The sequence below is a fragment of the Pseudomonas sp. SCPG-7 genome (assembly GCF_002156405.1).
GTDB lineage: Bacteria > Pseudomonadota > Gammaproteobacteria > Pseudomonadales > Pseudomonadaceae > Aquipseudomonas > Aquipseudomonas parakoreensis.
The window spans coordinates 110269-134027 of the sequence record NZ_MVOO01000011.1; the positions used below are offsets into that span (position 1 = coordinate 110269).

A 23759-nucleotide genomic window follows, 5' to 3' on the forward strand; every position below is an offset into this window, starting at 1 on the left:
GCCTGCGGTGTTATGCTACGCGCCCATTTGCGCCGCCCCCTGCCTGCGGGGCGTGCGCGTAGTTATGCCCGATTCAAGGTGAAGCCATGACGACCCGCACCGACGCCGTAAAGGCCTATCTGCTCGACCTGCAAGACCGCATCTGCGCCGCGCTGGAAACCGAGGACGGCGGCACGCGCTTCGTCGAAGACGCCTGGAGCCGGCCTGCCGGTGGTGGCGGTCGTACCCGCGTGATCGAGAACGGTGCGGTGATCGAAAAGGGTGGCGTCAACTTTTCCCACGTGTTCGGCAGTGGTCTACCGCCGTCGGCCAGCGCCCATCGTCCGGAACTGGCCGGTCGCGGTTTCGAAGCCCTCGGCGTGTCGCTGGTGATTCACCCGCACAATCCGCATGTGCCAACGTCCCACGCTAACGTGCGCTTTTTCATCGCCGAGAAGGAAGGTGAAGAACCCGTCTGGTGGTTCGGCGGCGGCTTCGATCTGACCCCGTATTACGGCAACGAAGAAGACTGCATCCACTGGCACCGCGTCGCCGAGCAAGCCTGCGCGCCGTTCGGGGCAGACGTCTATCCGCGTTACAAGGCGTGGTGCGACACCTACTTCCACATCAAGCATCGCCACGAACCGCGGGGCATCGGCGGCCTGTTTTTCGATGACCTGAACGAGTGGGACTTCGACACCAGTTTCGCCTTCATGCGCGCCATCGGTGACGCCTACATCGACGCTTACCTGCCGATCGTGCAGCGCCGCAAGCACGAGGCGTTCAGCGCCAAACAGCGTGAATTCCAGGAATTCCGCCGTGGCCGTTACGTCGAGTTCAACCTGGTGTACGACCGTGGCACGCTGTTCGGCCTGCAATCGGGCGGGCGTACCGAGTCGATTCTCATGTCGCTGCCGCCGCAAGTGCGCTGGGCCTATGACTTCAAGGCCGAGCCCGGCAGCGAGGAAGCGCGCCTGACCGACTACTTCCTGCAAGACCGCGACTGGCTGGCCCAGGCCTGAGGACTGTTGATGGATCGTTACGTCGTTTTCGGTAACCCGATCGGCCACAGCAAGTCGCCGATGATTCACAAACTGTTCGCCGAACAGACCGGGCAGCGCCTGGACTACAACACCCTGATGGCGCCGCTGGACGACTTCAGTGCCTGCGCCACGGCGTTCTTCCAGGAAGGTCGTGGCGCCAACGTCACCGTGCCGTTCAAGGAAGAGGCCTATCGTCTGGCGAACAGCCTGACCGCCCGTGCACAACGCGCTGGTGCGGTGAACACCTTGAGCAAACTGGCCGACGGTTCGCTGTTGGGCGACAACACCGACGGCGCCGGTCTGGTGCGTGACCTGACGGTGAATGCCGGGTTCAGCCTGACCGGCAAGCGCATTCTGCTGCTCGGCGCTGGCGGCGCGGTGCGTGGTGCGCTTGAGCCATTGCTGGCTGAGAAACCGGCGTCGGTGATTATCGCCAATCGTACGGTGGACAAAGCCGAGCTGCTGGCGGAGTTGTTCTGTGATCTGGGGCCGGTGTCGGCCAGTGGTTTCGACTGGTTGCGGGAGCCGGTGGACGTGATTATCAACGCCACCTCCGCCAGCCTCACCGGCGACGTGCCGCCGATTGCAGCAAGTTTGATCGAGCCAGGCCAGACCCTGTGCTACGACATGATGTACGGCAAGGAACCGACCGCGTTCTGCCGTTGGGCCAGCGAGCATGGCGCGGCGGTGTCGATGGATGGTCTGGGGATGCTGGCTGAACAGGCTGCCGAGGCGTTTTTCCTGTGGCGCGGAGTGCGTCCGGATACAGCGCCGGTATTGGCCGAGCTGCGCCGCCAGTTGGCGCAATAACAGAGCCTTTGTGGCGAGGGAGCTTGCTCCCGCTCGGGTGCGAAGCGCCCGCAACCGGCTTTGGGCTGCTGCGCAGCCAGCGGGAGCAAGCTCCCTCGCCACAGAGGTCTGGTATGGCCAGCAGGTCAGTCCTCAAACCGGATCGGGCATTTTTCCGGCCCTTCCAGCTTGCGCAATTCCTCTACCACCTGCGGCCGCGCCCGGCGCAGGGTCAGGCTGCGATCCTGACGCAGCAGGCGCCGCGCCTCCTGATGCAGCATTTCCACTCCCGAGTAATCGATGAAGTTGATCTGCTGCGCTTCGATCACCACCCGCGTGCCGTGCAGCCGTTGCAGGCGCACTTGCAGGTAATGGCTGGCGCCAAAGAAGATCGAGCCGCCGACCCGCAGCACGTCCTCTTCGCCCTCGCGCCAATGCTGCACCCGCGGTTGCGAAGTACGTTTGAGGTAGAAGAACAGCGACGCCAGCACCCCGGCATAGATTGCCGTCTGCAATTCCAGCAGCAGCGTGGCGAGGCAGGTCAGCGCCATGACCACGAACTCGGCGCGACTGACCCGCAGCAATGAGCGGATCCCGCGATGATCCACCAAACCCCAGGCAATCAGCAGAATGCTCCCGGCCATGGCCGGAATGGGAATGTGCGAAATCAGCCCGGCGCCGAAAATCGCGAACAGCGCGACCCAGATCGCCGAAAACACCCCGGCCAGCGGCGAGCAGGCACCCGCTTCGTAACTCAGGCCCGAGCGGGTGAACGAGCCGGCCGACAACGATCCGGAAAAGAACGCCCCGACAATGTTCGATAAACCTTGCGCGCGGACTTCCTGATTGGCATCGAGCAACTGCTGCGAACGCGCGGCAATCGAACGGGCAATCGACAGGCTGGTGACCAGCCCGAGCATACCCACCGCCACCGCGCTCGGCAGCAAGCGCAGGATCAGATCCAGATCCAGTGGCAAGCTACTGAACGGCGGCAAGCGCCCGACAAAGGCGCTGACCCGATGTACATGGCCGAACATTGATGGCCACAGCCACACCAGCAGGCTGGCCAACACCAACGTAATCAACAACGTCGGCCAGCGCGGCAGCAGTTGTTTCAGCACCACGCCAACCACCACGGTGGCCAGGCCGAGCAGCAAAGAGGGTTTATCCACAGCCCTGAGGTGGTTCAACAAATCCATCAGACTGGCCAGCGCCGTGGCTTTGGCCGGCAGATCCAGCCCCAGCAGATTGGGTAACTGGCCGATGGCAATCACGACTGCCGCGCCGAGGGTGAAACCGAGCACCACTGAATGCGAGACAAAATTCACCAAAGCGCCGAAGCGCAGCAACCCCAGCAGCCACTGAAAAATTCCCGCAAGGAAGGTCAGCAGCAGAATCAGCGTGATGTAGTCCTGCGACGCGGGCACGGCCAAAGGGCTGACGCTGGCATACAGCACAATCGAAATCGCCGCCGTCGGGCCGCAGATCAGATGCCACGACGAACCCCACAAACAGGCGATCAGCACCGGGATAATCGCCGCATAGAGGCCGTATTCCGGGGGCAGGCCGGCGATCAGCGCGTAGGCGATTGACTGCGGTAGCGCGAGAATGGCACCGCTGAGGCCAACGACCAGATCCCGGCCGACGCTGGCGCGGGTTTGCCGCGGCAGCCAGGTCAGGAAGGGGAAGAGTGAGTGGCGACTGGGCAGGGCCATGGGGCCTCTTGGTGTGTGGGTTTAATGCAAGGTTATCAGGACGCGTCAATCACTGTGGCGAGGGAGCTTGCTCCCGCTCGACTGCGCAGCAGTCGCAAACCAGACCACTCGGTTTGTCTGCGAAAACCTGGTCAGCCCAGTTGGGAGCGCTGCGCACTCCAGCGGGAGCAAGCTCCCTCGCCACAAAAGTGCGTCAGAGTTTGGCTTTGACCGCAGGCAACGCATCCTTGCCATCCAGCGTCTTCACCCCATCCAGCCATTTATCCAGCACCGCCGGATTGGCCTTGATCCATGCCTTTACCGCTTCGGCATTGCTGACTTTCTTGTTCACCACCTCAGCCATGATGCTGTTCTCCATGTCCTGGGTGAACGACAGGTTGGTCAGCAACTTGCCCACGTTCGGGCAAGCCTCGGCGTAGCCCTTGCGCGTCAGGGTGTAGACGCTGCCGGTGTCGCCGAAATACTTCTCGCCGCCCTTGAGGTAATGCATCTTCAGCTGCACGTTCATCGGGTGCGGGGTCCAGCCGAGGAAGGTGACGAATTTCTGCTTCTTCACGGCCCGCGAGACTTCGGCGAGCATCGCTTGTTCGCTGGATTCGATCAGCTTCCACTGACCAAGGTCGAAGTCGTTCTTCTTGATGATTTCCTGCAGCGAAATGTTCGCGGGTGCACCGGAGCCGATGCCGTAGATTTTCTTGTCGAACTTGTCGGCGTATTGGTTCAGGTCGGTAAAGTTATGCACACCGGCATCCCACACATAATCCGGGACGGCCAGGGTGAACTCGGTGCCGTCGAGGTTCTTCGCCAGTTGCGTGACGTCGCCGGTGGCGACGAACTTGTCGTAGAAGCCCTGCTGCGCCGGCATCCAGTTACCGAGAAAGACATCCACCTGGCCGTCCTTCAAACCGCCGAAGGTGATCGGCACCGCGAGGGTGTCGACCTTGGCCTTGTAGCCCATGCCGTCCAGCAGAAACCCGGTGATGGCGTTAGTCGCGGCGATGTCACTCCAACCCGGATCGGCCATTTTCACGGTGTCGCAGCTTTGCTCGGCAAATGCCGAGGCGCTGCCCAGAGCCAGCAGGCCTATCGTCAGTGCTGTGGATAACTTGCGCATGGACTTCCCCTTACATTATTGGTTTTGGCAGGGTTGTGGATAACGGGCCTTGCGTTCCAGATCGTCGAGGTCGATGTGGTTGCGCATGTACTGCTGACTGGCGTCCACCAGCGGCTGGTGATCCCAGCTCTTCAGCTTGCCGATGGTCAGGGCATCGGCGACAAAACGACGACGGCGCTGGCTGGCGAGGACCTCGCGGTGAATGGCCGGCATGTCCCATTTTGCCCGCGCTTCGGCGAGAAAATCGTCGAACAGTTGGCGATGTTGCGGCGACTGGCTGAGTTCTTCGAGTTCACGCGGGTCGTTGTGCACATCGAAGAGTAGGCACGGGTCGCTTTCACTGTAGATAAATTTGTACGCGCCACGGCGGATCATCATCAGCGGGCTGACCGTGCCTTCGGCCATGTATTCGCCGAACACTTCGTCATGCCCGCCCTGCCCTTGCAGGTGCGTCAGCAGGGAGCGGCCGTCCAGCGGCAGATTCGGTTCCAGGCTGCCGCCGGCCAGTTCGACGAAGGTCGGTAACAGGTCGGCAGTGGAGACGGCAGAGCTGACACGGCCCGATTTGAACTGACCGGGTGCACTTATCAACAGGGGCACGCGAGCGGCCATCTCGAACCAATGCATTTTGTACCAGAGGCCCTTCTCTCCCAGCATGTCGCCATGGTCGCCGGAGAAGACGACGACGGTGTCTTCCATCAGCCCACAATCTTCGAGGGTTTGCAGGAGTTTGCCGACGTTGGCATCGATATAGCTGCAAGCACCGAAGTATGCTCGCCGTGCGTCGCGGATTTTATCCACAGGCAGTGGCTTGTCCCACAGGTCATAGACCTTGAGCAGGCGTTGCGAGTGTGGATCGAGGGAATGTGGATCCGGTGTCGTCGGAAGCGGGATATCCGCATCGTCGTACAAATCCCAGAACGCCTTGGGGATGGTGTACGGGTCATGTGGGTGCGTCATCGACACGGTCAGGCAGAACGGTTGGTCGCCGTCCTCGCGAATGTGGTCGAACAGGTATTGCTGGGCCTTGAACACCACCTCTTCGTCGAAGTCGAGCTGATTGGTGCGCACGCACGGCCCGGCCTGCAGCACCGACGACATGTTGTGATACCAGCTCGGGCGCACGTCCGGCTCGTCCCAGTTCACCGCCCAGCCGTAGTCGGCCGGGTAGATGTCGCTGGTCAGACGCTCTTCGTAGCCGTGCAATTGGTCCGGGCCGCAGAAATGCATCTTGCCTGACAGCGCGGTGCGGTAGCCGAGGCGGCGCAGGTAGTGGGCGTAGGTCGGAATATCGGCAGGGAAATCAGCGGCGTTGTCATAGGCGCCGATCTTGCTCGGCAACTGGCCGCTGACCAGGGTGAAACGCGACGGCGCGCACAGCGGGCTGTTGCAGTAAGCGGCATCGAACACCACGCCTTGGGCGGCGAGGCGCGAAAGATTCGGCAGTTTGATCGGCGACGGGCCGTAGATCGGCAACATTGGCGCGGCCATTTGATCGGCCATGATGAAAAGAATGTTCTTGCGCTTCATGTGATCGCGGCATTCCATAGTGAACAGTTATGCGACATTGCTGCGATCGAGCATGGAGTCCATGCTCTGTCGGGTAAAGCCCGCGCCGGACAATGACTAGGATAAGCACAGCTTATGTATGAAGCCCTCGGCAATCTGTCTCTCGACCTGTTGCGCGCTTTCGAAGCGGCGGCCCGTCACCGCAGTTTTACTGCGGCGGCGGTTGAGCTGGGCACCACGCAGCCAGCGATCAGCCAGCAGATCAAGCGTCTGGAAGAACAGCTGGGAGCACGACTGTTTGACCGGATCTATCGCGGCATCGAACTGACCGAGGGCGGCGCGATCCTGTTCGAGCAGGTTCAGCTCGGTTTGCAGAATATCGACGCAGGATTGAGTGCGATCAGTACGCAGCAACAACACGAGGTATTGCAGGTCGCCACCGATTTCGCTTTCGCCGCCTACTGGCTGATGCCACGTCTGCACCGCTTCCACGAAGCCAACCCGAACGTCGATGTCAGCCTGGTCACCAGCGAGCGCAACCACAACATGCTGCGCACTGACATCGATGTCGCGATCCTGTTTGGTGACGGGCGCTTTAAACAGGGCGAAAGCCATTGGCTGTTCAGCGAAGAAGTATTCCCGGTGTGCAGCCCGCAACTGCTCAAGGAGCGTGCCCTGCCCTTGCCTGCCCAGACGTTGCTGGAGTTCCCGCTGCTGCACTTGCGCGGGGAAAACAGCAGCAACTGGTTTGACTGGAGCGGGCTGTTTCGCGAACTGGGCATCACTACCCCGCCGGCGCCGGGGCAATTGCGCTTCGACAACTACACGCTGTTGATTCAAGCGGCGATTGGCGGCCAAGGCGTGGCCATCGGCTGGCGCCACCTTGTGGATAACTTGCTGACCCAGGGCTTGCTGTGTCGGCCGATCACCGAGACCACGTTGTCGCGCCTGGGTTATTACGTGGTGCTGCCGCAACGCAAACGCCGGGGCGCGTTGATTCAGCAATTTGTCGACTGGTTGATGGCCGAACAGGCCAGTAGCGCCGAATCTCTGACTGGATTGGAGGTACCTTCGATTGCGGTGTGAATAGAAAAAGATCGCAGCCTGCGGCAATTCCCTGTAGGAGCTGCCGCAGGCTGCGATCTTTTTACGTATCCGACGTCGCGACAAAATTCACATGCTGCCCCACATGCAGGTTCAGCCGCAGCTCATCGGCAATCCCCACCGCGACCCGATTCAGCCGTTCCAGCGGCTCCGCCAGCCCCGGCTCAAGATTGCCGCCGACCTGGCTGAAATGCTCGATAGTCAGCCCCGCCACGCCGTGAGGCGCGTTCACCAGTGTCCACTGCAATGGACTGCTTTGCAGGGCTTCGCGGATTTCTTCGGCGGCGTGGCGTTGCAGGCCGTCGTCCAGTTCCGGCTCGTCGAGCACGGCAAAATTCCCCACCAGAAACAGCCGTGAAACATTGGCTGCCTGCAGGCCGTCGACCAGCGCATCGACCGCCAGCACTTGTTCCACCGGCCCAAGCACCACCGACCGTTCCACATGGTCGCTGCTGAACGGCAAGCCCGGTGCATCAAGCAGACAGATCACTGCCGAGCTGCCCGCTACGCTTTGCTTGACCCGCTCGGCATCGAACAAATCGCCGCTTTTGGTGCGCAGGCCGGGACGTGGCGCGAGTACGTTCAAATCGTCGAGAATCGTGATGACTTCGTGCTGGCGTCGCAGCAACTCAGCCATCAACGCACCGCCCAGGCTGGCCATGGCACCATAGAGCACCACTTTCACCGTCGGGGTTTCGGCATTTTTCATGGCTGATCCTTTTTATAATCCCTTGTATGGCGTGTGACATATGGGTACCGCCCAGGGTTCGAACCGATTTCCGAGGGTTTCAAATGCCAGCGATCAAGGGCTACCACGCCCACGTCTATTTCGATGCCGATACCATCGATCAGGCACGCGCGTTGTGTGAGCAAGCCGCGCAGTTGTTTCCATTGAAGATGGGCCGCGTCCATGAACGCCCGGTCGGCCCGCACCCTGACTGGAGCTGCCAGCTGGCCTTCGGCCCGCAGATGATCGGCGAGGTATTGCCGTGGCTGGCGCTCAATCGCAAGGGCCTGGTGGTGTTCCTTCACCCCGACACCGGCGACGATTTGCTCGATCACACCGAGCACGCAATCTGGATGGGCGCGATGCGGCCGCTGGACCTGTCTGTTTTCCGGTCAACGAAAGGTAGCTGAAAGGTTGCCCGATTAGGATCGCCGCCACTACCGGCAACAGACCGGTTGGCCAACGCGTGTGATCGCTCGCACGTCAGGCCCAATTAACAACAACAATGGTGATTCTGATGTCCTCTGTAGCCCGCCTTCTCGCTGAAACTCCGCCCGTACGTCTCGTGCTTCCCGTTCTGCGCTGATCCCCTCCGATCCGCTCACTCAATTAGCCGCGCTACGCCTGGAGTAATCCCATGCTGACTTTCCTTGGCTTCGCCATGGTCATCACGTTCATGTTCCTGATCATGACCAAGCGCCTGTCTGCGCTGATCGCCCTGATCATCATCCCGATCCTGTTCGCCCTGTTCGGTGGTTTCGCGCCGAAGATCGGCCCGATGATGCTCGAAGGTATTACCAAGCTTGCGCCGACCGGCGTGATGCTGATGTTCGCCATTCTGTATTTCGCCCTGATGATCGACTCCGGCCTGTTCGACCCGGCCGTGCGCAAGATCCTCAAACTGGTCAAGGGCGACCCGCTGAAAGTTTCGGTCGGTACCGCCGTGCTGGCGCTCGTCGTTTCCCTCGATGGTGACGGCGCGACCACTTACATGATCTGCGTGGCCGCCATGCTGCCGCTGTACAGCCGCATCGGCATGAGCCCGCGGATCATGGCCGGTCTGATCATCCTCGCCGGTGGCGTGATGAACATGACCCCGTGGGGTGGCCCGACCGCTCGCGCGGCCAGTGCGCTGCACGTCGACCCGTCGGACATCTTCGTGCCGATGATCCCGGCGATGGCTGCCGGTGTGGTGGCGATCCTGATCATTGCCTACTTCTACGGCAAACGTGAGCGTGCGCGTCTGGGTGAGCTGCACCTGATCGGCGACGAGATCGACCACAGCGAAATCAGCGTCTCGCAGTTCCCCGATGCCCGTCGTCCGAAGCTGATCTGGTTCAACGGCCTGCTGACCCTGGCGCTGATGTGCACCCTGATCGCCGGCCTGCTGCCGCTGCCGGTGCTGTTCATGGTGGCGTTCAGCATCGCGATGATCGTCAACTACCCGTGCCTGCAAATGCAGAAGGACCGCGTGGCGGCCCATGCCGGCAGCGTGCTGTCGGTGGTCAGTCTGATTTTCGCTGCGGGTATCTTCACCGGTATCCTGTCCGGAACCGGCATGGTCGACGCCATGTCGAAAAGTCTGCTGGCAGTGATTCCGGACTTCCTCGGCCCGTACCTGGCGGTGATCACGGCGCTGGTGAGCATGCCGTTCACGTTCTTCATGTCGAACGACGCGTTCTACTACGGCGTATTGCCGGTGCTCTCCGAAGCGGCCAGCCATTACGGCATCACCGCGGTGGAAATGGCCCGTGCCTCGATCGTCGGTCAGCCCGTCCACTTGCTCAGCCCGCTGGTGCCGTCGACGTACCTGCTGGTGGCGCTGGCCGGTATCGAGTTCGGTGACCACCAGCGTTTCACCCTGAAGTGGGCAGTGCTGGTCTGCCTGTGCATACTGGTGGCCGCCTTGCTGCTGGGGACATTCCCGCTGTTCAGCACGATGTAACGGCATTCACTCACCATGACGCCAGCTGCTTGCTGGCGTCATGGTTTAACACTCGCTCAAAGGAATACACATGGATTGGCTGACCAACCCCGAAATCTGGGTTGCCTTCTTTACTCTGACCGCCCTGGAAATCGTTCTGGGCATCGATAACATCATCATGATTTCGATCCTGGTCAGCCGCATGCCCAAGCACATGCAGCAGCGCACGCGGATCTTCGGCCTGGGTCTGGCGATGATCACGCGGATCCTGTTGCTGCTGTCGATCACCTGGGTCATGCGCCTCACCGCCGACCTGTTCGTGGTGTTCGGCCAGGGCATTTCCGGGCGCGACCTGATCCTGTTCTTCGGTGGCCTGTTCCTGCTGTGGAAGAGCTCGCAAGAGATGTACCACGCGCTGGAAGGCGAAGACGAAAGCGGCGACGAGCCTTCGGGCAAGGGCGGCAACTTCCTCTACACCATCATCCAGATCGCGATCATCGACATCGTGTTCTCGCTGGATTCGGTGATCACCGCCGTCGGCATGGTCTCCCATGTGCCGGTGATGGTCGCGGCAATCGTCGTCGCGGTGCTGGTGATGATGGCGGCCTCGGGCAAGATCAGCGAGTTCATCGACAAGCACCCGTCGCTGAAGATGCTGGCGCTGTCGTTCCTGCTGGTGGTCGGTACCGTACTGATCGCCGAGGCGTTCGATGTGCATGTACCAAAAGGCTACGTGTACTTCGCCATGGCGTTCTCGCTGGCGGTGGAAGCGATCAACATCAAGATGCGCACCGCGATCGCCAAAAAGAAAAAACAACAGGACCCGGTGAAGCTGCGCAAGGACGTGCCGGGGCAGTAACCCGGTAGTCCGACAGCAATACAAAACCTGTGGGAGCTGGCTTGCCAGCGATAGTGGCGTGTCAGGCAACATCAATGTCGCCAGTGCTGCCGTCATCGCTGGCGAGCCAGCTCCCACAGGGATTTGGGGTGATTGCGCGGGGTGTGGATAAAGCTGTTTTCATGACACTTTTGTTTCAATCCGCACTTTAGCTGTGCAATGCTGGCGCCCAGTCCGTTAGCCAACTACAGCTTAAGTATCAAAAACGTAGAAACCGCGCGGTACCGTCAACTTGCCCCTTTGGGGCGCTGCTACTACAGGGGGTCTGCATGCTCACCCTGCTCAATTTGCTGTCTGCCGTGGCCCTGCTGATCTGGGGCACGCACATCGTCCGAACCGGCATCCTGCGGGTGTACGGCACCAATCTGCGCCATGTGATCGGCCAGAACATGTCCAAACGCTGGCTCGCGTTCGTCGCCGGCATCGTCGTGACTGCGATGGTGCAGAGCAGCAACGCCACGGCCATGCTCGTCACCTCCTTCGTCGGTCAGGGCTTGATGGCGCTGACCCCGGCGCTGGCGACCATGCTTGGCGCCGACGTCGGTACGGCGCTGATGGCGCGGGTGCTGACCTTTGACCTGTCGTGGCTGTCGCCGCTGCTGATTTTCCTCGGGGTGATTTTCTTTCTGTCGCGCAAACAGACGCGCCTCGGGCAGATGGGCCGGGTCAGTATCGGTCTGGGCCTGATCATTCTCGCCTTGCAACTGATCGTCGAAGCCGCTGCACCGATTACCCACGCCCAAGGCGTGAAGGTGATCTTTGCGTCGCTGACCGGCGATATCCTCCTCGACGCCCTGGTCGGTGCGTTGTTCGCGATGATTTCCTACTCCAGCCTCGCCGCTGTGTTGCTAACCGCGACGCTGGCCGGTGCCAGTGTGATCAGCCTGCCGGTGGCGATCGGTCTGGTGATCGGCGCCAACATCGGCAGCGGCGTGCTGGCGTTCATGAGCACCAGCATGCAGAACGCGGCCGGGCGGCAAGTGGCGCTGGGCAGCCTGCTGTACAAACTGATCGGGCTGTTGCTGATCATTCCGGTGCTTGATCCGCTGGTGCACTGGATGGACGGGCTCGACTTCAGCCCGCAAGAAATGGTCATCGGGTTCCACCTGCTCTATAACACCGCGCGCTGCCTGATCCTGCTGCCCAGCGTCGCCCCGATGGCGCGGCTGTGCGCCTGGTTGCTGCCGGAGCGCCCGGAAGTCAACGGCGCCGCCAAGCCGCGTCACCTTGATTTGACGGCACTGTCGACACCTAGCCTGGCGCTGGCCAACGCGGCCCGCGAGACCCTGCGCATGGGCGATCTGATCGACAACATGCTCGACGCGATGCTCGATGTGCTGCGCGGCAAGCAGACCGCCATTACCCAGGAAATGCGCCGACTGACCGATGACGTCGAAGCGCTGTACAGCGCGATCAAGCTGTATCTGGCGCAAATGCCCCGCGAGGATCTCGGCGAGCAGGACAGTCGGCGTTGGGCAGAGACCATCGAACTGGCGATCAACCTGAAACTGGCCAGCGACCTGATCGAACGCATGCTGCGCAAAGTGCAGCAGCAGAAAACTTCCCAGCGTCGGTCGTTTTCCGAAGAAGGCCTGGAGGATCTGGCCGGGTTGCATCAGCAACTGATCGCCAACCTGCGCTTGGGCCTGTCGGTGTTCCTCAGCGGTGACAAGGAAAGCGCCCGTCAGCTGTTGCGCGAGAAACGTCGCTTTCGCGCACAGGAACGGCGTCTGGCCCATGCCCATGTCAGCCGTTTGCAACGTAAGATCGTGCAGAGTCTGGAAACCAGTTCGCTGCACCTGGAGCTGATTGCCGATATGAAGCGCTTGAATTCGCTGTTTTGCAGCAGTGCTTACGTGGTGCTGGAAACGGCAGATACCGGAGCGCTGGAAGCGGATGATATTGCCGACATTACGCATTCGCCTTGAACGTCTGGGGCTGGGGTCAGTCAGTAACATTGATTCAGCCGCAAGATATTCGCGAGCAGGCTCGCTCCCACAGGGAATGCATTTCAAGGTGGGAGCGAGCCTGCTCGCGAAAGCGGCCTGAATAGCGACACGGATCTCCAAATCAGCCGTACGGAAGCCTGTTATGCGTTGCCTGTTGTTCGCCTGTCTGTTGCTCGGTTCCCTGCCCGTCTTCGCCGTTGATCGCTTTCAGGTCGAAGGCTACGCGCTGCCCAACGGATTGCAGCTGTTGCTCAAACCCGGCACTGAACGCGGGCATGTGGCGATTCGTCTGGTGGTCGGCGTCGGCCTCGACGATTTCGATTGCGATGAAAAAGAGCTGCCGCACCTGCTCGAGCACCTGTTGTTCAGCGGCGTCGACGCCACTGGCGAAGGTGGCCTTGAGGAGCGCATGCAGGCGTTGGGCGGTGAGTGGAACGCGTTCACCAGCAACGCCGACACCACGTTCGTCATCGAAGCCCCGGCGAAGAATCAGCGCAAAGTGCTCGACCTGCTGCTCGGTCTGCTGACCCAGACCCGCATTGACGACAATGCGATCAACGCCGCCAAACGCGTGGTCGAGCGCGAGGACGGTGGCCATTACACGCGTCTGCAACGTTTTCTCGACCGCCAGGACCTGGGCCACACCGCCAGCAATCAGCTGGCGGTGGAGCTGGGCCTGAAATGCCCGCAACGCGCTGAGGTCGGGCACCTGACCCAGCAGCAACTGGAGAAGGTGCGCAAGACCTGGTACGCGCCGAACAATATGACGCTGATCGTCGTCGGCGAACTCGACAAACTGCTGCCGGCCTATCTGGAACGCACTTGGGGCGCGCTCGAAGCGGTGGATCCGGCCGAGCACCGTGAGCTGCCGGACATCCGCACCAGCGCCGCCCATGAACGCACCCTTACCCGCGGCTTCATCGGCGACAGCGCCAAATTGCACTGGCTGGTGCCGGAGCCGATGCTCGACGATCAGTACGACGAGACTTTCGACATCCTCAAGGACTACCTCGACTGGGCACTGTACCGGCAGATTCGCCTGAACCATGGCTTGTCCTACGGGCCGTGGGCCGAGCGTGAAGTGTTCGGCGGGGTCGGTTTCATGAGCCTCAACGCCGATGTCGATCGCGATGATCTCGTCGAGGCCAGACAGGTGCTGGAAGACCTCAAGGCCGACCTGCTGAAAAACGGCCTCGACCCCGACACCTTCGCCCGGATCAAACAGGCCGCCATCGCCCATCAGGCCTGGGCGGTACAGGGCAACAGCGCGATGGCCGACTATTACTGGAGTGCGCTCGGCGATTACGAGGACGGACGCTTTGCCAACCCTGCCCGCGAGTTGCAAGGCGTGACCCTGGAAACGGCGAACAAGGCCATGCGCGAGTTGCTGTTGCAGCCGGGGTATCTGCGGATCGAAAAGCCGTTGCTCAGTGATGATGAAGTTTTGTGGCTGATTGCCGGTGGTCTCGGGGTTCTGCTGTTGATCTTGATCGGCTGGCGCCTGCACCGCCGGGACAAACACAAAGACGAAGGATGAAGAGAATCCTGTGGCGAGGGAGCTTACTCCCGCTGGGCTGCGAAGCAGACCCAATACCGACGACTCAGATGTTTCAGGAACACCGCGCACTGAGGTTTTGCAACTGCTGCGCAGTCGATCGGGAGCAAGCTCCCTCGCCACAGAAATAAGAGGCTTTACTGACCGGGAGCCTCGCCACCTCGCCCGGCGGACGGTACTCTGTCGAGGTTTTTCCCTATCCAGTCGTGAACCGCCACCATGCAGAAAATCCCCCTCCTGATCCAGCGCATCCTCGAATTGATGAAGCGCTATCCCGGGGTGATTGCGCTCGGCGGTTTCATCTCCGGGGTCGGCAGTTTCATTCTGGTCGATCGGCAGCAGGGGCTGGCGAGCTGGATCACCATCATCATGCTGCTCAGCTGGATCTGGCTGATGCTGGAAAACACCCTGACCGGGCTGTTCACGCGCATCTTCAAGCGCGAAATCCCCCAGCCACTGCTGCGCTACGCGACGCAGATGATCCACCAGGAAAGTCTGTTTTTCGTCCTGCCGTTCTTCTTCATCACGACTACGTGGAACAGCGGCCAACTGATCTTCACCGGCCTGCTGTGCATCGCCGCGCTGATCTCGATTGTCGATCCGCTCTATTACAAATGGCTGGCGCCACGGCGCTGGGCGTTTCTCGCGTTGCACACCCTGACCCTGTTCGCCGCCCTGCTCACTGCGCTGCCGGTGATCATGCACCTGACCACCGCACAGAGTTTCAAATGGGCACTGGGTACGGCGGTGGTGCTGTCGTTCCCGAGTCTGGCGTCGATCTTTCCGATCCGCACCGTGCGCAACGCGTTGGCCATTCTGTGCATCACCGTCGGCATCGGCGCGGTCGGCTGGACCCTGCGCTCGTGGGTGCCGCCGGCGACGCTGTGGATGACCGACGTGGCGATCAGCACGCAGTTGCAGGACCGCACGCCTGGCGCCAGCCTCGACGAGGTCAGCGCCGAGCAGATTCGCAATGGCGGCCTCTACGCCTACACCGCCATCAATGCGCCGCGCGGGCTGGATGAGCGGATCTACCACGTGTGGCAGTTCAACGGCCAGGAAGTCGACCGCATCGCCCTCGACATCCACGGCGGGCGCAAGGAAGGCTACCGTGCCTGGACCCACAAGCAGAACTTCCCCGGCAACCCGGCGGGCAAGTGGCAGGTGCGGGTGCTGACTGAAGACGGTCAGGTGATCGGCGTGTTGCGTTTCGAAGTGACAGACAGCACAGCGATCAAAGAAAAGTAATCCGGTTCGTGCTATTACGTTAGTTCGCTTAATAGCCGAACAAGCACGGAGCTTATGATCAGCAGCTCAATGAGCGGTAATGCCCAGCTGGACACGTCAATCAGCCCTGCCCGCCTGCGGGTTTCCGGGGACTGGACGCTTGCCCATTACGCCGACCTCAAGCACCTGACCGAACAACTGACCGGCCAGTACGACGCCAACACCGTGGTCGACCTCAACAGCCTCGGTGCCCTCGACACTGCGGGCGCTTCGTTGCTGGTGGAGCTGCTCGGTTCCGAGCGTCTGGGCCGCTCCGCCGAACATCCTGACTGCACGATTTCCCAGGCTGACCGCGCGCTGCTGCAAACGGTGTATCGCTCGCTGACCGACTTCTGTGTGCCGATCAAGGAGCCGGAAGTCAGCGTCAGCGTGCAACTGCTGACCCGCATCGGGCGCGCGGTGGAAACGGTCTGGCAGGACACCTTGCAAATACTGGGTTTCATTGGCCTGATCCTCGAAACCATCGCCCGCAGCCTGTTTCGTCCCAAGCGCTGGCGCATCACCCCCGTCGTCGCCCACATCGAACAGACCGGCCTCGACGCCGCGCCGATTGTCGCGCTGCTGACCTTTCTGGTGGGCGCGGTGGTGGCGTTTCTCGGTGCCACGGTGCTGGCCAGCTTCGGTGCGACGATCTTTACCGTGGACTTGGTGGGCTTCTCCTTCCTGCGTGAGTTCGGTGTGCTGCTCACGGCAATCCTGATGGCCGGACGCACCGCCAGCGCGTTTACCGCGCAGATCGGTTCGATGAAGGCTAACGAAGAGATCGACGCAATCCGCACCCTCGGCCTTGATCCGATGGAGCTGCTGGTAGTGCCGCGGGTATTGGCGATGCTGGTGGCGCTGCCGATGCTGACGTTTCTGGCGATGCTCTGCGGGATCATTGGCGGCGGCGTGGTGTGCGCGGTGTCGCTGGGGATTTCGCCGGCGATGTTCCTCTCGCTGTTGCAGAGCGACATCGGCATTCAGCACTTTCTGGTTGGGCTGGTCAAAGCGCCGGTGTTTGCCTTCCTGATTGCAACCATTGGTTGCCTGGAAGGCTTCAAGGTCAGTGGCAGCGCCGAATCGGTCGGCGCGCACACCACGTCCGCCGTGGTGCAGTCGATTTTCGTGGTGATCGTGCTCGACGCGGTGGCTGCGCTGTTCTTCATGGAGATGGGCTGGTGAGTCGTTTACCCCGTGCGCCCTCGGAGGCGGTGATCGAAGTCCGTGGCCTGTGCAATCGCTTTGGCAGCCAGAGCGTGCACGAGAATCTCGACCTGGATCTGTACAAGGGCGAAATCCTCGCCGTGGTCGGCGGTTCCGGCAGCGGCAAATCGGTGCTGCTGCGCAGCATTGTCGGCCTGCGCCGGCCCAGCGAAGGCAACGTGAAAGTCTTCGGCCAGAACCTGCCGAGCCTGTCCGAGCATGAGCGCTCACTGGTCGAGCGGCGTTTCGGCGTGCTGTTCCAGAAAGGCGCGCTGTTTTCCTCGCTGACGGTGACCGAAAACGTCGCCCTGCCGCTGATCGAACACGCCGGTCTGAGCCGCAACGACGCCGAGCATCTGGCGGCGGTGAAACTGGCGCTGGCCGGGCTGCCGCTGTCGGCGGCGGACAAATACCCGGCGTCGCTGTCCGGCGGGATGATCAAGCGCGCCGCGCTGGCCCGGGCCCTGGCGCTGGATCCGGACATCCTGTTTCTCGACGAGCCCACCGCCGGCCTCGATCCGATTGGCGCGGCGCAGTTCGATCAACTGATCCTGACCCTGCGTGATGCGCTGGGCCTGAGCGTGTTTCTGGTGACCCACGACCTCGACACGCTCTACACCATCACCGACCGTGTGGCGGTGCTGGCGCAGAAGAAGGTACTGGTCGCCGGCCCGATCGACGTGGTCTCGGAAACCGATGACGCGTGGATTCACGAATACTTCCACGGCCCGCGTGGCCGCTCGGCGCTGGACGCCGCCAAATTGCTCAACGAGGTCTGACATGGAAACCCGAGCCCATCATGTGTTGATCGGCCTGTTCGCCGTAATTGTCGTTGCGGGCGCCCTGCTCTTCGGTCTGTGGCTGGCCAAGTCCAGCGTCGACAGCGAGTTCAAGGATTATGAAATCGTCTTCAATGAGGCGGTCAGCGGTCTGTCCAAGGGCAGCCCTGTGCAGTACAGCGGGATCAAGGTCGGTGACGTGGTCAGCCTGCGCCTCGACCCGAAAGACCCGCGCCGGGTGCTGGCGCGGATTCGTCTGGGTGGTGACACCCCGGTCAAGGAAGACACCCAGGCCAAACTGGCGCTGGCCGGGATCACCGGCACTTCGATCATCCAGCTCAGCGGCGGCACCCCGGAGAGTCCGAAACTGCGCGGACACGACGGCGAATTGCCGACCATCGTCGCGGCGCCTTCGCCCATTTCCCGGCTGCTTAACGACAGCAACGACCTGATGACCGGCGTCACCGCCCTGTTGAACAATGCCAACCAGATGTTTTCTCCGGAGAACGTCGAGCGCGTCAGCAACACCCTGGCGCATCTGGAACAGACCACCGGTTCGATCAACGATCAGCGCGGCGACTTGCGTCAGGCCATGCAGCAACTGGCGAGCGTCGGCAAGCAAGCCGGCAGCATGCTCGAGCAAACCTCGGCGCTGATGCGCAACGCCAACGGCCTGCTCAACGATCAGGGCAAGCAGGCGCTGGGCAGTGCAGAGCAGGCGATGAAGTCGCTGGAGCAAAGCAGCGCCACCATCAACGGCCTGCTGAGCAAGAACCAGAACTCGCTCGACAACGGTATGCAGGGCCTCAATGGCCTGGCGCCGGCGATCCGCGAACTGCGCGAAACCCTGACCTCGCTGCGCGGCATTTCCCAACGCCTTGAGGCCAACCCCAGCGGCTACCTGCTGGGCAGTGACAAGAACAAGGAATTCACCCCATGAAGCTGACTCACTTCGCCTTCCTCGCCAGTTTCTCGCTGCTCTCGGCGTGCTCGATCCTGCCCAAGGCCGAACCTTCGGACGTCTATCGCCTGCCCGCCGCGCAAGCGTCCGCCTCGGCCAGTTCATCGGCGACCCAGCACTGGTCGCTGCGCCTGAACAAGCTACAGGCCAGCGAAGCGCTGAACCGGCCGAACATCGCGGTGATTCCACAGGGTGACGTGATCAGCAGCTACAAGGCCTCGCGCTGGAGCGATCCGGCGCCGGTGCTGCTGCGTAATCGGCTGCTCGATGGTTTTGCCCGGGATGGTCGGGTGACGCTACTCAGTACCGATGACAGCAACTTCGCTGCGGATCTGGAGCTGGGCGGCAGTTTGCAGGCGTTTCAGACCGAGTATCAGGGCAATCAGGCCAGCGTCGTGGTGCGCGTCGATGCGCTGCTGGTGCGCGGTTATGATCAGAAGATTCTCGCCAGTCGGCGCTTTGAAGAGCGCCAACCGCTGAGCGATGTGCAGGTGCCGGCAGTGGTGGCAGGGTTTGGACAGGCCAGTGATCGGCTGACGGCCAAGGTTGTTGCGTGGGCGGTAGATCAAGGCCAGAAAGTCGCCCCTCAGAGACCCTGATCGATCAATATTGCTTTTGTGGCGAGGGAGCTTGCTCCCGCTGGGCTGCGTAGCAGCCCCATCTTTCAGGGCCGCTTCGCGCCCCGGCGGGCGCAAGCTCCCTCGCCACAGAGAAATTGGTTGCCCGAAGCTCTTGTGGTCAGCCGAAGAACCAGTAGCAGACGCCGATGGCGCCGAGTACGCCGGCCAGTTCGGCCAGCAGCGCGCATCCAACGGCGTGCCTTGCGCGTTGGATCCCCACCGCACCGAAATACACCGCCAGCACATAGAACGTGGTTTCGGTACTGCCCTGCACCGTCGCCGCCACCAGCGCCGGGAAGCTGTCGACGCCGGAGGTCTTCATTGTCTCGATCAGCATCGCCCGTGCGGCGCTGCCGGAAAACGGTTTGACCATCGCCGTCGGCAACGCATCGACAAACCGCGTATCCCAACCGGCCCACTGCACCAGATGCCGAATGCCATCCAAACCGAAGTCCAGCGCTCCCGAGGCACGCAGTACGCCAATCGCACAGAGCATCGCCACCAGATACGGCAGCAGGTTCCTGGCGACGTCGAAGCCCTCCTTCGCGCCCTCGACAAATGCCTCGTAGACCTTGACCTTGCGTAATGCGCCGATCACCAGGAACAGCATGATCAGGCCGAACAGCGTCAGGTTGCCAAGGATCGAAGACAGCCCGGCCAGCGCCGTGGCCGACATCGTCGCCAGCAGCGCCATGAAGCCGCCGAGGATCAGTGCGCCGGGAATCAGATAGGCCAGCACCACCGGGTCCCAGATGCGCAGGCGTTGCATGAACGCCACCGAAAGGAAGCCGACAATAGTCGAGCAACTGGTCGCCAGCAGAATCGGCAGGAATACCAGGGTCGGATCCGGCGCACCTTGCTGGGCGCGGTACATGAAGATGGTCACCGGCAACAGGGTCAGCGATGAGGCGTTGAGCACCAGGAACAGGATCTGCGCGTTGCTGGCGATGGTCGCGCTGGGGTTGAGCTCCTGCAGCGCCTTCATGGCCTTGAGGCCGATTGGGGTGGCGGCGTTGTCCAGGCCCAGGCCGTTGGCGGCGAAGTTCAGGGTGATCAAACCGAGCGCCGGGTGCCCGGCCGGGACTTCCGGCATCAGCCGCAGGAACAGCGGGCCCAGCACTTTTGCCAGCCACTCGACGATCCCGGCTTTTTCGGCGATGCGCAGAAAGCCCAGCCACAGGGTCAGCGTGCCGAACAGCAGCACCATGACCTCGACCGAGAGTTTGGCCATGGCAAAAATGCTTTCCACCATCGCTGCGAAAATCCCGGCGTTGCCGCCGACCAGCCACTGCACCAGCGCAGATATTGCTGCCACGACGAAGAAGCCAAGCCACAGGCCATTAAGCATCAGTCAAATCCCCCGGAAGATGCGGCGAATGATAGCGGGGTCGCCAGAAACGACAAACCCCGGATTTCTCCGGGGTTTGTCGGTAAGGCTTGCATCAGTCACTGTGGGAGCGGGCTTGCCCGCGATGGCGGTATGTCATTCAGCATAAATGTTGAATGTGCCGACCTCATCGCTGGCAAGCCAGCTCCCACAGGTTTTGCATTACGGCTTCGAGATTTCACCAGCCGGCAGTTTTTCCTTGCTGCGCCAGTGCGGCAGGGAGTTCCAGTAGCGCTGGCCCTTGGCGTCGTCGTACATGCCTTCCCAACGTGCGATAACCAGTACCGCCAGGGCGTTGCCGATCACGTTCAGTGCGGTACGGGCCATGTCCATGATGCGGTCGACACCGGCGATGAACGCCAGGCCTTCCAGCGGGATACCGACGCTGCCCAGCGTCGCCAGCAGCACCACAAAGGACACGCCCGGTACGCCGGCGATGCCTTTGGAGGTGACCATCAGGGTCAGCACCAGCAGCAGTTGCTGGCTGATCGACAGGTCGATGCCGTACAGCTGGGCAATGAAGATCGCTGCGATCGACTGGTACAGGGTCGAACCGTCGAGGTTGAACGAGTAACCGGTCGGGACCACGAAGGAGCAGATGGCTTTCGGTGCGCCATAGGCCTCCATCTTCTCGATGACGCGTGGCAGCACGGTTTCCGAGGAGGCGGTGGAGTAAGCCAGGACCAGCTCATCCTTGAAGATGCGCATCAGCTTGATCACCGAGAAGCCGAACAGCTTGGCGATCAGGCCCAGCACCACGAAAGCAAAGAAAGCGATGGCGACGTAAACCAGGATCACCAGCTTGGCCAGCGGCAGCAGCGAGGCGAAACCGAAGTTGGCCACGGTCACCGCGATCAGGGCGAAAACGCCGATCGGGGCGTAGTTCATGATCATGTGGGTGACTTTGAACATGCTTTCCGAGACGCCCTGGAACATCTTCACCAGCGGCTCGCGCAGGTCCGACTGCAGGCTCGACAGACCGAGACCGAACAGTACGGAGAAGAAAATGATCGGCAGCATTTCGCCGCGGGCCATGGCCGCGAAGATGTTCGACGGGATCAGGTTGAGGATGGTCTCGATGAACGCGTGTTCATGTTGTACTTCGGCGGCGGTCGCCTGGTACTTGGAGATATCCACGGTGCCCAGGGTGCTCATGTCGATGCCGGCACCCGGGTGGAACAGGTTGGCCAGCAGCAGGCCGACGATGATCGCGATGGTGGTGACGACTTCGAAGTAGATGATGGTCTTCAGGCCGATACGCCCGAGTTTCTTGGCGTCGCCCACGCCGGCGATGCCGACGATCAGGGAGGAGATGACGATCGGAATCACGATCATCTTGATCAGACGGATAAAGATATCGCCTGCCGGTTGCAGGACGTTGCTGATCCACCAGGCTTTTTCGGCACTGAAGTGGTTGAGCAACGCACCAATTGCAATCCCTAAAACCAGACCGATGAGGATCTGCCAGGCGAGGCTGAGTTTTGCCTTCTTCATTATCTTTACCCTTACTTGCGTTTGACTCAGGCACATGCAGCAACTGGAACGCTCTTTAGCGGAAAAGTCTGTGCATCTGCCTCCGTATAAGGTGCCCCGAAGCGCGTATTTACGGCTCTTCGGCAGGCGAAAAAAGGCGCAACTATTCCGATGCAAGGTTGCGCCGTCTAATGCCGTAAACGCCTACCCTATGCCGAATCGGCATGAGATTTTTTAAATGAAACTGGCGTCCCAAGCGGTTCGATTACGACATTTCAGCCGGCATAAGTGCCGTGAACCGGCCATTTCAGCTTAGGTTGGTTGTTTTTTGAACGAGTGAATTCATCGAAAAATTCAGGAAAAAGCCTACATTTGCAGACTAGAAGTCCCACAGTTTAAAGGGGCTCTTTCTCGATATACGGTCGCCAGGAAACACGGCGAAATGTTTTCGCGCGCAGTCTGAACCATAAAAAGGCGAGCAGGACGCTCTGGATCAATGTTTTGTATCGCGCAAAGCTCAGCGCAAGTCCGTCGAGCCGCTGAGGGTCGGCGAACCTGCGTCGCAGCTTTTACCCTGACCCGGCCCTTGCGCAGGCACTCCCTGTACCCGTAGGTCACTCCGACCCTGCAACAGTCAGAACGTCCCGGCCCCCTGGTCATGCGCCGGCCTTCCTCGGGCAGGCGCAATAAAGGGCAGCGGGGCGCTGCCCTCATGTTCGAATCAATACCACTTAGGGTCTTTCTTCAGCGTTTCCATCAGCAGGTTCTGCATGCCCTGATTCGGTTTGCCGAGGAAGCGGTAGGTGGCATGTCGCGTGGGCGACTTGTCGGCCGGCAGTCCTTCGGGCACATCGACGAGCATGGCGTAGGCATCTTTCTTGTCGAAGCTGAACGCTACGATCAAGCGGTGGTTGAGGCACTTGTCTGCGGATTCGCAGAGCGGGCCGACCAGATACTTGTCGCCATCTTCGGTCACGGCATTCATCTGCTGCTCTGGCGTACCGGACAGGTTCATCACCCATTCCGGGAGGCGCTCTTCATGCTTCACAACGCCTTGCCAGGTTTCCCGGTATTGCGGGTCGGAGCTGAGCAGCTCGTTGACCCGCGCCTGGCCATCATTGGCCGCAATCGCCATGGCACTACCGCCCAGAAGCAGGGCGGCTGCCAGTGTCTTTAACGCAATCATCGTTAACCTCGGCCGCGACGGCCAAAGAAGAAGGAAGCGATGAACATCACCAGGAACACGACAAAGAGAATCTTGGCGATACCCGTGGCGGTGCCCGCGATACCACCGAAGCCCAGGACGGCGGCGATGATGGCAATGATCAAGAATGTAATTGCCCAACTCAACATGGTGATTCTCCTTACTTCTCTATTTAGGGATATTGCGTGTCCTGGCGCCAGGCGCCCGAATTCGTTGGTTCGTCAGAAAACCCAGCGCTCTTCACGTGGCAGTTGATCCCGCGGCTGCGGCTGATCGACATCCATCATGCGCATCGAGGCGCTTTCGGCCTGACTGCTGCTGACGGCGCTGAAGTGCGTCTGCGTGCTGTGTTTAATCGAGATCAGCGGCTCAGGCTTCTGGCTGTTTTCCCAGCTCAGGTATTGCTGGCAGGCGATCAGGGTGATCAACAGTGCAAGCACGCCAAACAGGCCTTGCTGGATATGCAGTGGCGAGATACGCACTTGGGCGGCACGTTGGCGAGTCATCCTGGGTTCCTCACTCTTATTCGGTTGGGGCAGTGGAATCTGCCCGGGCTG

General features: G+C 61.1%; 22 protein-coding genes. 13 read left to right on the plus strand and 9 right to left on the minus strand.

Features of this window, described 5'->3' with window-relative positions:
• The first annotated feature begins 86 nt into the window (after positions 1-86).
• The gene (hemF, locus tag B1722_RS20235) at positions 87-1001 is read left to right on the plus strand and encodes an oxygen-dependent coproporphyrinogen oxidase (protein ID WP_041073630.1); all 915 of its coding nucleotides are present in this window, start codon (positions 87-89) and stop codon (positions 999-1001) included.
• 9 nt (positions 1002-1010) lie between these two features.
• Entirely contained in the window at positions 1011-1832 is an 822-nt protein-coding gene (gene aroE / locus B1722_RS20240) for a shikimate dehydrogenase (protein ID WP_086794078.1), read from the plus strand.
• Positions 1833-1957: 125 nt separating this feature from the next.
• Here aroE and B1722_RS20245 read toward each other — a convergent pair whose 3' ends face one another.
• From B1722_RS20245 to betC, 3 genes are all read right to left on the minus strand, one after another.
• Entirely contained in the window at positions 1958-3526 is a 1569-nt protein-coding gene (locus B1722_RS20245; protein WP_086794079.1) for a SulP family inorganic anion transporter, read from the minus strand.
• 193 nt (positions 3527-3719) lie between these two features.
• Positions 3720-4640, minus strand: coding sequence for a choline ABC transporter substrate-binding protein (choX, locus tag B1722_RS20250; RefSeq protein ID WP_086794080.1), 921 nt, complete (start codon positions 4638-4640; stop codon positions 3720-3722).
• A 15-nt stretch (positions 4641-4655) separates the two neighbouring features.
• On the minus strand, positions 4656-6170 hold the full coding sequence (betC, locus tag B1722_RS20255; RefSeq protein ID WP_041073638.1) for a choline-sulfatase: 1515 nt from the start codon (positions 6168-6170) through the stop codon (positions 4656-4658).
• Positions 6171-6284: 114 nt separating this feature from the next.
• Here betC and B1722_RS20260 point away from each other — a divergent pair, with 114 nt between their 5' ends.
• Positions 6285-7235, plus strand: a complete 951-nt coding sequence (locus B1722_RS20260) for a LysR family transcriptional regulator (RefSeq protein WP_086794081.1) — start codon at positions 6285-6287, stop codon at positions 7233-7235.
• A 61-nt stretch (positions 7236-7296) separates the two neighbouring features.
• Here the strand turns inward: B1722_RS20260 and B1722_RS20265 are convergent, their stop codons facing one another.
• Positions 7297-7962 carry an NAD(P)-dependent oxidoreductase gene (locus B1722_RS20265; RefSeq protein WP_041073642.1) on the minus strand — a complete coding sequence of 222 codons (666 nt, stop codon included), beginning with the start codon at positions 7960-7962 and terminating at the stop codon, positions 7297-7299.
• A gap of 83 nt (positions 7963-8045) precedes the next feature.
• Between B1722_RS20265 and B1722_RS20270 the strand changes: the two genes are divergently transcribed.
• From B1722_RS20270 to B1722_RS20315, 10 genes are all read left to right on the plus strand, one after another.
• Complete coding sequence (locus B1722_RS20270) at positions 8046-8390, plus strand: DOPA 4,5-dioxygenase family protein (protein WP_041073644.1); 345 nt, start codon at positions 8046-8048, stop codon at positions 8388-8390.
• 227 nt (positions 8391-8617) lie between these two features.
• A complete protein-coding gene (locus B1722_RS20275) occupies positions 8618-9925 on the plus strand; it encodes a CitMHS family transporter (RefSeq protein ID WP_041073646.1) in 1308 nt (435 codons plus the stop codon).
• A gap of 70 nt (positions 9926-9995) precedes the next feature.
• On the plus strand, positions 9996-10763 hold the full coding sequence (locus B1722_RS20280) for a TerC family protein (protein WP_041073648.1): 768 nt from the start codon (positions 9996-9998) through the stop codon (positions 10761-10763).
• 308 nt (positions 10764-11071) lie between these two features.
• The gene (locus tag B1722_RS20285; protein ID WP_086794083.1) at positions 11072-12730 is read left to right on the plus strand and encodes a Na/Pi cotransporter family protein; all 1659 of its coding nucleotides are present in this window, start codon (positions 11072-11074) and stop codon (positions 12728-12730) included.
• A 163-nt stretch (positions 12731-12893) separates the two neighbouring features.
• Complete coding sequence (locus B1722_RS20290) at positions 12894-14288, plus strand: pitrilysin family protein (protein ID WP_041073651.1); 1395 nt, start codon at positions 12894-12896, stop codon at positions 14286-14288.
• Between the two features lie 237 nt (positions 14289-14525).
• Entirely contained in the window at positions 14526-15554 is a 1029-nt protein-coding gene (locus B1722_RS20295) for a DUF5924 family protein (RefSeq protein WP_086794085.1), read from the plus strand.
• A gap of 54 nt (positions 15555-15608) precedes the next feature.
• Positions 15609-16757: an ABC transporter permease gene (locus B1722_RS20300; protein WP_086794087.1), complete on the plus strand. Its 1149-nt coding sequence runs from the start codon at positions 15609-15611 to the stop codon at positions 16755-16757.
• Positions 16754-17557, plus strand: coding sequence for an ABC transporter ATP-binding protein (locus B1722_RS20305; RefSeq protein WP_041073657.1), 804 nt, complete (start codon positions 16754-16756; stop codon positions 17555-17557). Before B1722_RS20300 ends, B1722_RS20305 begins: the two co-directional genes overlap by 4 nt.
• Before the next feature lies 1 nt (position 17558).
• Positions 17559-18497: an MlaD family protein gene (locus tag B1722_RS20310; RefSeq protein ID WP_041073659.1), complete on the plus strand. Its 939-nt coding sequence runs from the start codon at positions 17559-17561 to the stop codon at positions 18495-18497.
• Complete coding sequence (locus tag B1722_RS20315) at positions 18494-19117, plus strand: ABC-type transport auxiliary lipoprotein family protein (protein WP_086794089.1); 624 nt, start codon at positions 18494-18496, stop codon at positions 19115-19117. Before B1722_RS20310 ends, B1722_RS20315 begins: the two co-directional genes overlap by 4 nt.
• A gap of 139 nt (positions 19118-19256) precedes the next feature.
• Here B1722_RS20315 and B1722_RS20320 read toward each other — a convergent pair whose 3' ends face one another.
• The 5 genes from B1722_RS20320 to B1722_RS20345 form a co-directional block, all read right to left on the minus strand.
• The gene (locus B1722_RS20320) at positions 19257-20486 is read right to left on the minus strand and encodes a nucleoside recognition domain-containing protein (protein ID WP_041073662.1); all 1230 of its coding nucleotides are present in this window, start codon (positions 20484-20486) and stop codon (positions 19257-19259) included.
• A 201-nt stretch (positions 20487-20687) separates the two neighbouring features.
• Positions 20688-22019, minus strand: a complete 1332-nt coding sequence (gltP, locus tag B1722_RS20325; RefSeq protein WP_041073664.1) for a glutamate/aspartate:proton symporter GltP — start codon at positions 22017-22019, stop codon at positions 20688-20690.
• Positions 22020-22719: 700 nt separating this feature from the next.
• Entirely contained in the window at positions 22720-23184 is a 465-nt protein-coding gene (locus B1722_RS20335; protein WP_041073666.1) for an inhibitor of vertebrate lysozyme family protein, read from the minus strand.
• 2 nt (positions 23185-23186) lie between these two features.
• Positions 23187-23351, minus strand: a complete 165-nt coding sequence (locus B1722_RS20340; RefSeq protein ID WP_003177151.1) for a DUF1328 domain-containing protein — start codon at positions 23349-23351, stop codon at positions 23187-23189.
• A gap of 72 nt (positions 23352-23423) precedes the next feature.
• Entirely contained in the window at positions 23424-23708 is a 285-nt protein-coding gene (locus tag B1722_RS20345) for a hypothetical protein (RefSeq protein WP_086794091.1), read from the minus strand.
• Positions 23709-23759: the final 51 nt, after the last annotated feature.

Excerpts from the sequence above, each read along its gene's own strand:
- hemF (WP_041073630.1), top strand. The coding sequence starts at position 87 with ATGACGACCCGCACCGACGCCGTAAAGGCCTATCTGCTCGACCTGCAA.
- aroE (WP_086794078.1), top strand. The coding sequence starts at position 1,011 with ATGGATCGTTACGTCGTTTTCGGTAACCCGATCGGCCACAGCAAGTCG.
- B1722_RS20245 (WP_086794079.1), bottom strand. The coding sequence starts at position 3,526 with ATGGCCCTGCCCAGTCGCCACTCACTCTTCCCCTTCCTGACCTGGCTG.
- choX (WP_086794080.1), bottom strand. The coding sequence starts at position 4,640 with ATGCGCAAGTTATCCACAGCACTGACGATAGGCCTGCTGGCTCTGGGC.
- betC (WP_041073638.1), bottom strand. The coding sequence starts at position 6,170 with ATGAAGCGCAAGAACATTCTTTTCATCATGGCCGATCAAATGGCCGCG.
- B1722_RS20260 (WP_086794081.1), top strand. The coding sequence starts at position 6,285 with ATGTATGAAGCCCTCGGCAATCTGTCTCTCGACCTGTTGCGCGCTTTC.
- B1722_RS20265 (WP_041073642.1), bottom strand. The coding sequence starts at position 7,962 with ATGAAAAATGCCGAAACCCCGACGGTGAAAGTGGTGCTCTATGGTGCC.
- B1722_RS20270 (WP_041073644.1), top strand. The coding sequence starts at position 8,046 with ATGCCAGCGATCAAGGGCTACCACGCCCACGTCTATTTCGATGCCGAT.
- B1722_RS20275 (WP_041073646.1), top strand. The coding sequence starts at position 8,618 with ATGCTGACTTTCCTTGGCTTCGCCATGGTCATCACGTTCATGTTCCTG.
- B1722_RS20280 (WP_041073648.1), top strand. The coding sequence starts at position 9,996 with ATGGATTGGCTGACCAACCCCGAAATCTGGGTTGCCTTCTTTACTCTG.
- B1722_RS20285 (WP_086794083.1), top strand. The coding sequence starts at position 11,072 with ATGCTCACCCTGCTCAATTTGCTGTCTGCCGTGGCCCTGCTGATCTGG.
- B1722_RS20290 (WP_041073651.1), top strand. The coding sequence starts at position 12,894 with ATGCGTTGCCTGTTGTTCGCCTGTCTGTTGCTCGGTTCCCTGCCCGTC.
- B1722_RS20295 (WP_086794085.1), top strand. The coding sequence starts at position 14,526 with ATGCAGAAAATCCCCCTCCTGATCCAGCGCATCCTCGAATTGATGAAG.
- B1722_RS20300 (WP_086794087.1), top strand. The coding sequence starts at position 15,609 with ATGATCAGCAGCTCAATGAGCGGTAATGCCCAGCTGGACACGTCAATC.
- B1722_RS20310 (WP_041073659.1), top strand. The coding sequence starts at position 17,559 with ATGGAAACCCGAGCCCATCATGTGTTGATCGGCCTGTTCGCCGTAATT.
- B1722_RS20315 (WP_086794089.1), top strand. The coding sequence starts at position 18,494 with ATGAAGCTGACTCACTTCGCCTTCCTCGCCAGTTTCTCGCTGCTCTCG.
- B1722_RS20320 (WP_041073662.1), bottom strand. The coding sequence starts at position 20,486 with ATGCTTAATGGCCTGTGGCTTGGCTTCTTCGTCGTGGCAGCAATATCT.
- gltP (WP_041073664.1), bottom strand. The coding sequence starts at position 22,019 with ATGAAGAAGGCAAAACTCAGCCTCGCCTGGCAGATCCTCATCGGTCTG.
- B1722_RS20335 (WP_041073666.1), bottom strand. The coding sequence starts at position 23,184 with ATGATTGCGTTAAAGACACTGGCAGCCGCCCTGCTTCTGGGCGGTAGT.
- B1722_RS20340 (WP_003177151.1), bottom strand. The coding sequence starts at position 23,351 with ATGTTGAGTTGGGCAATTACATTCTTGATCATTGCCATCATCGCCGCC.
- B1722_RS20345 (WP_086794091.1), bottom strand. The coding sequence starts at position 23,708 with ATGACTCGCCAACGTGCCGCCCAAGTGCGTATCTCGCCACTGCATATC.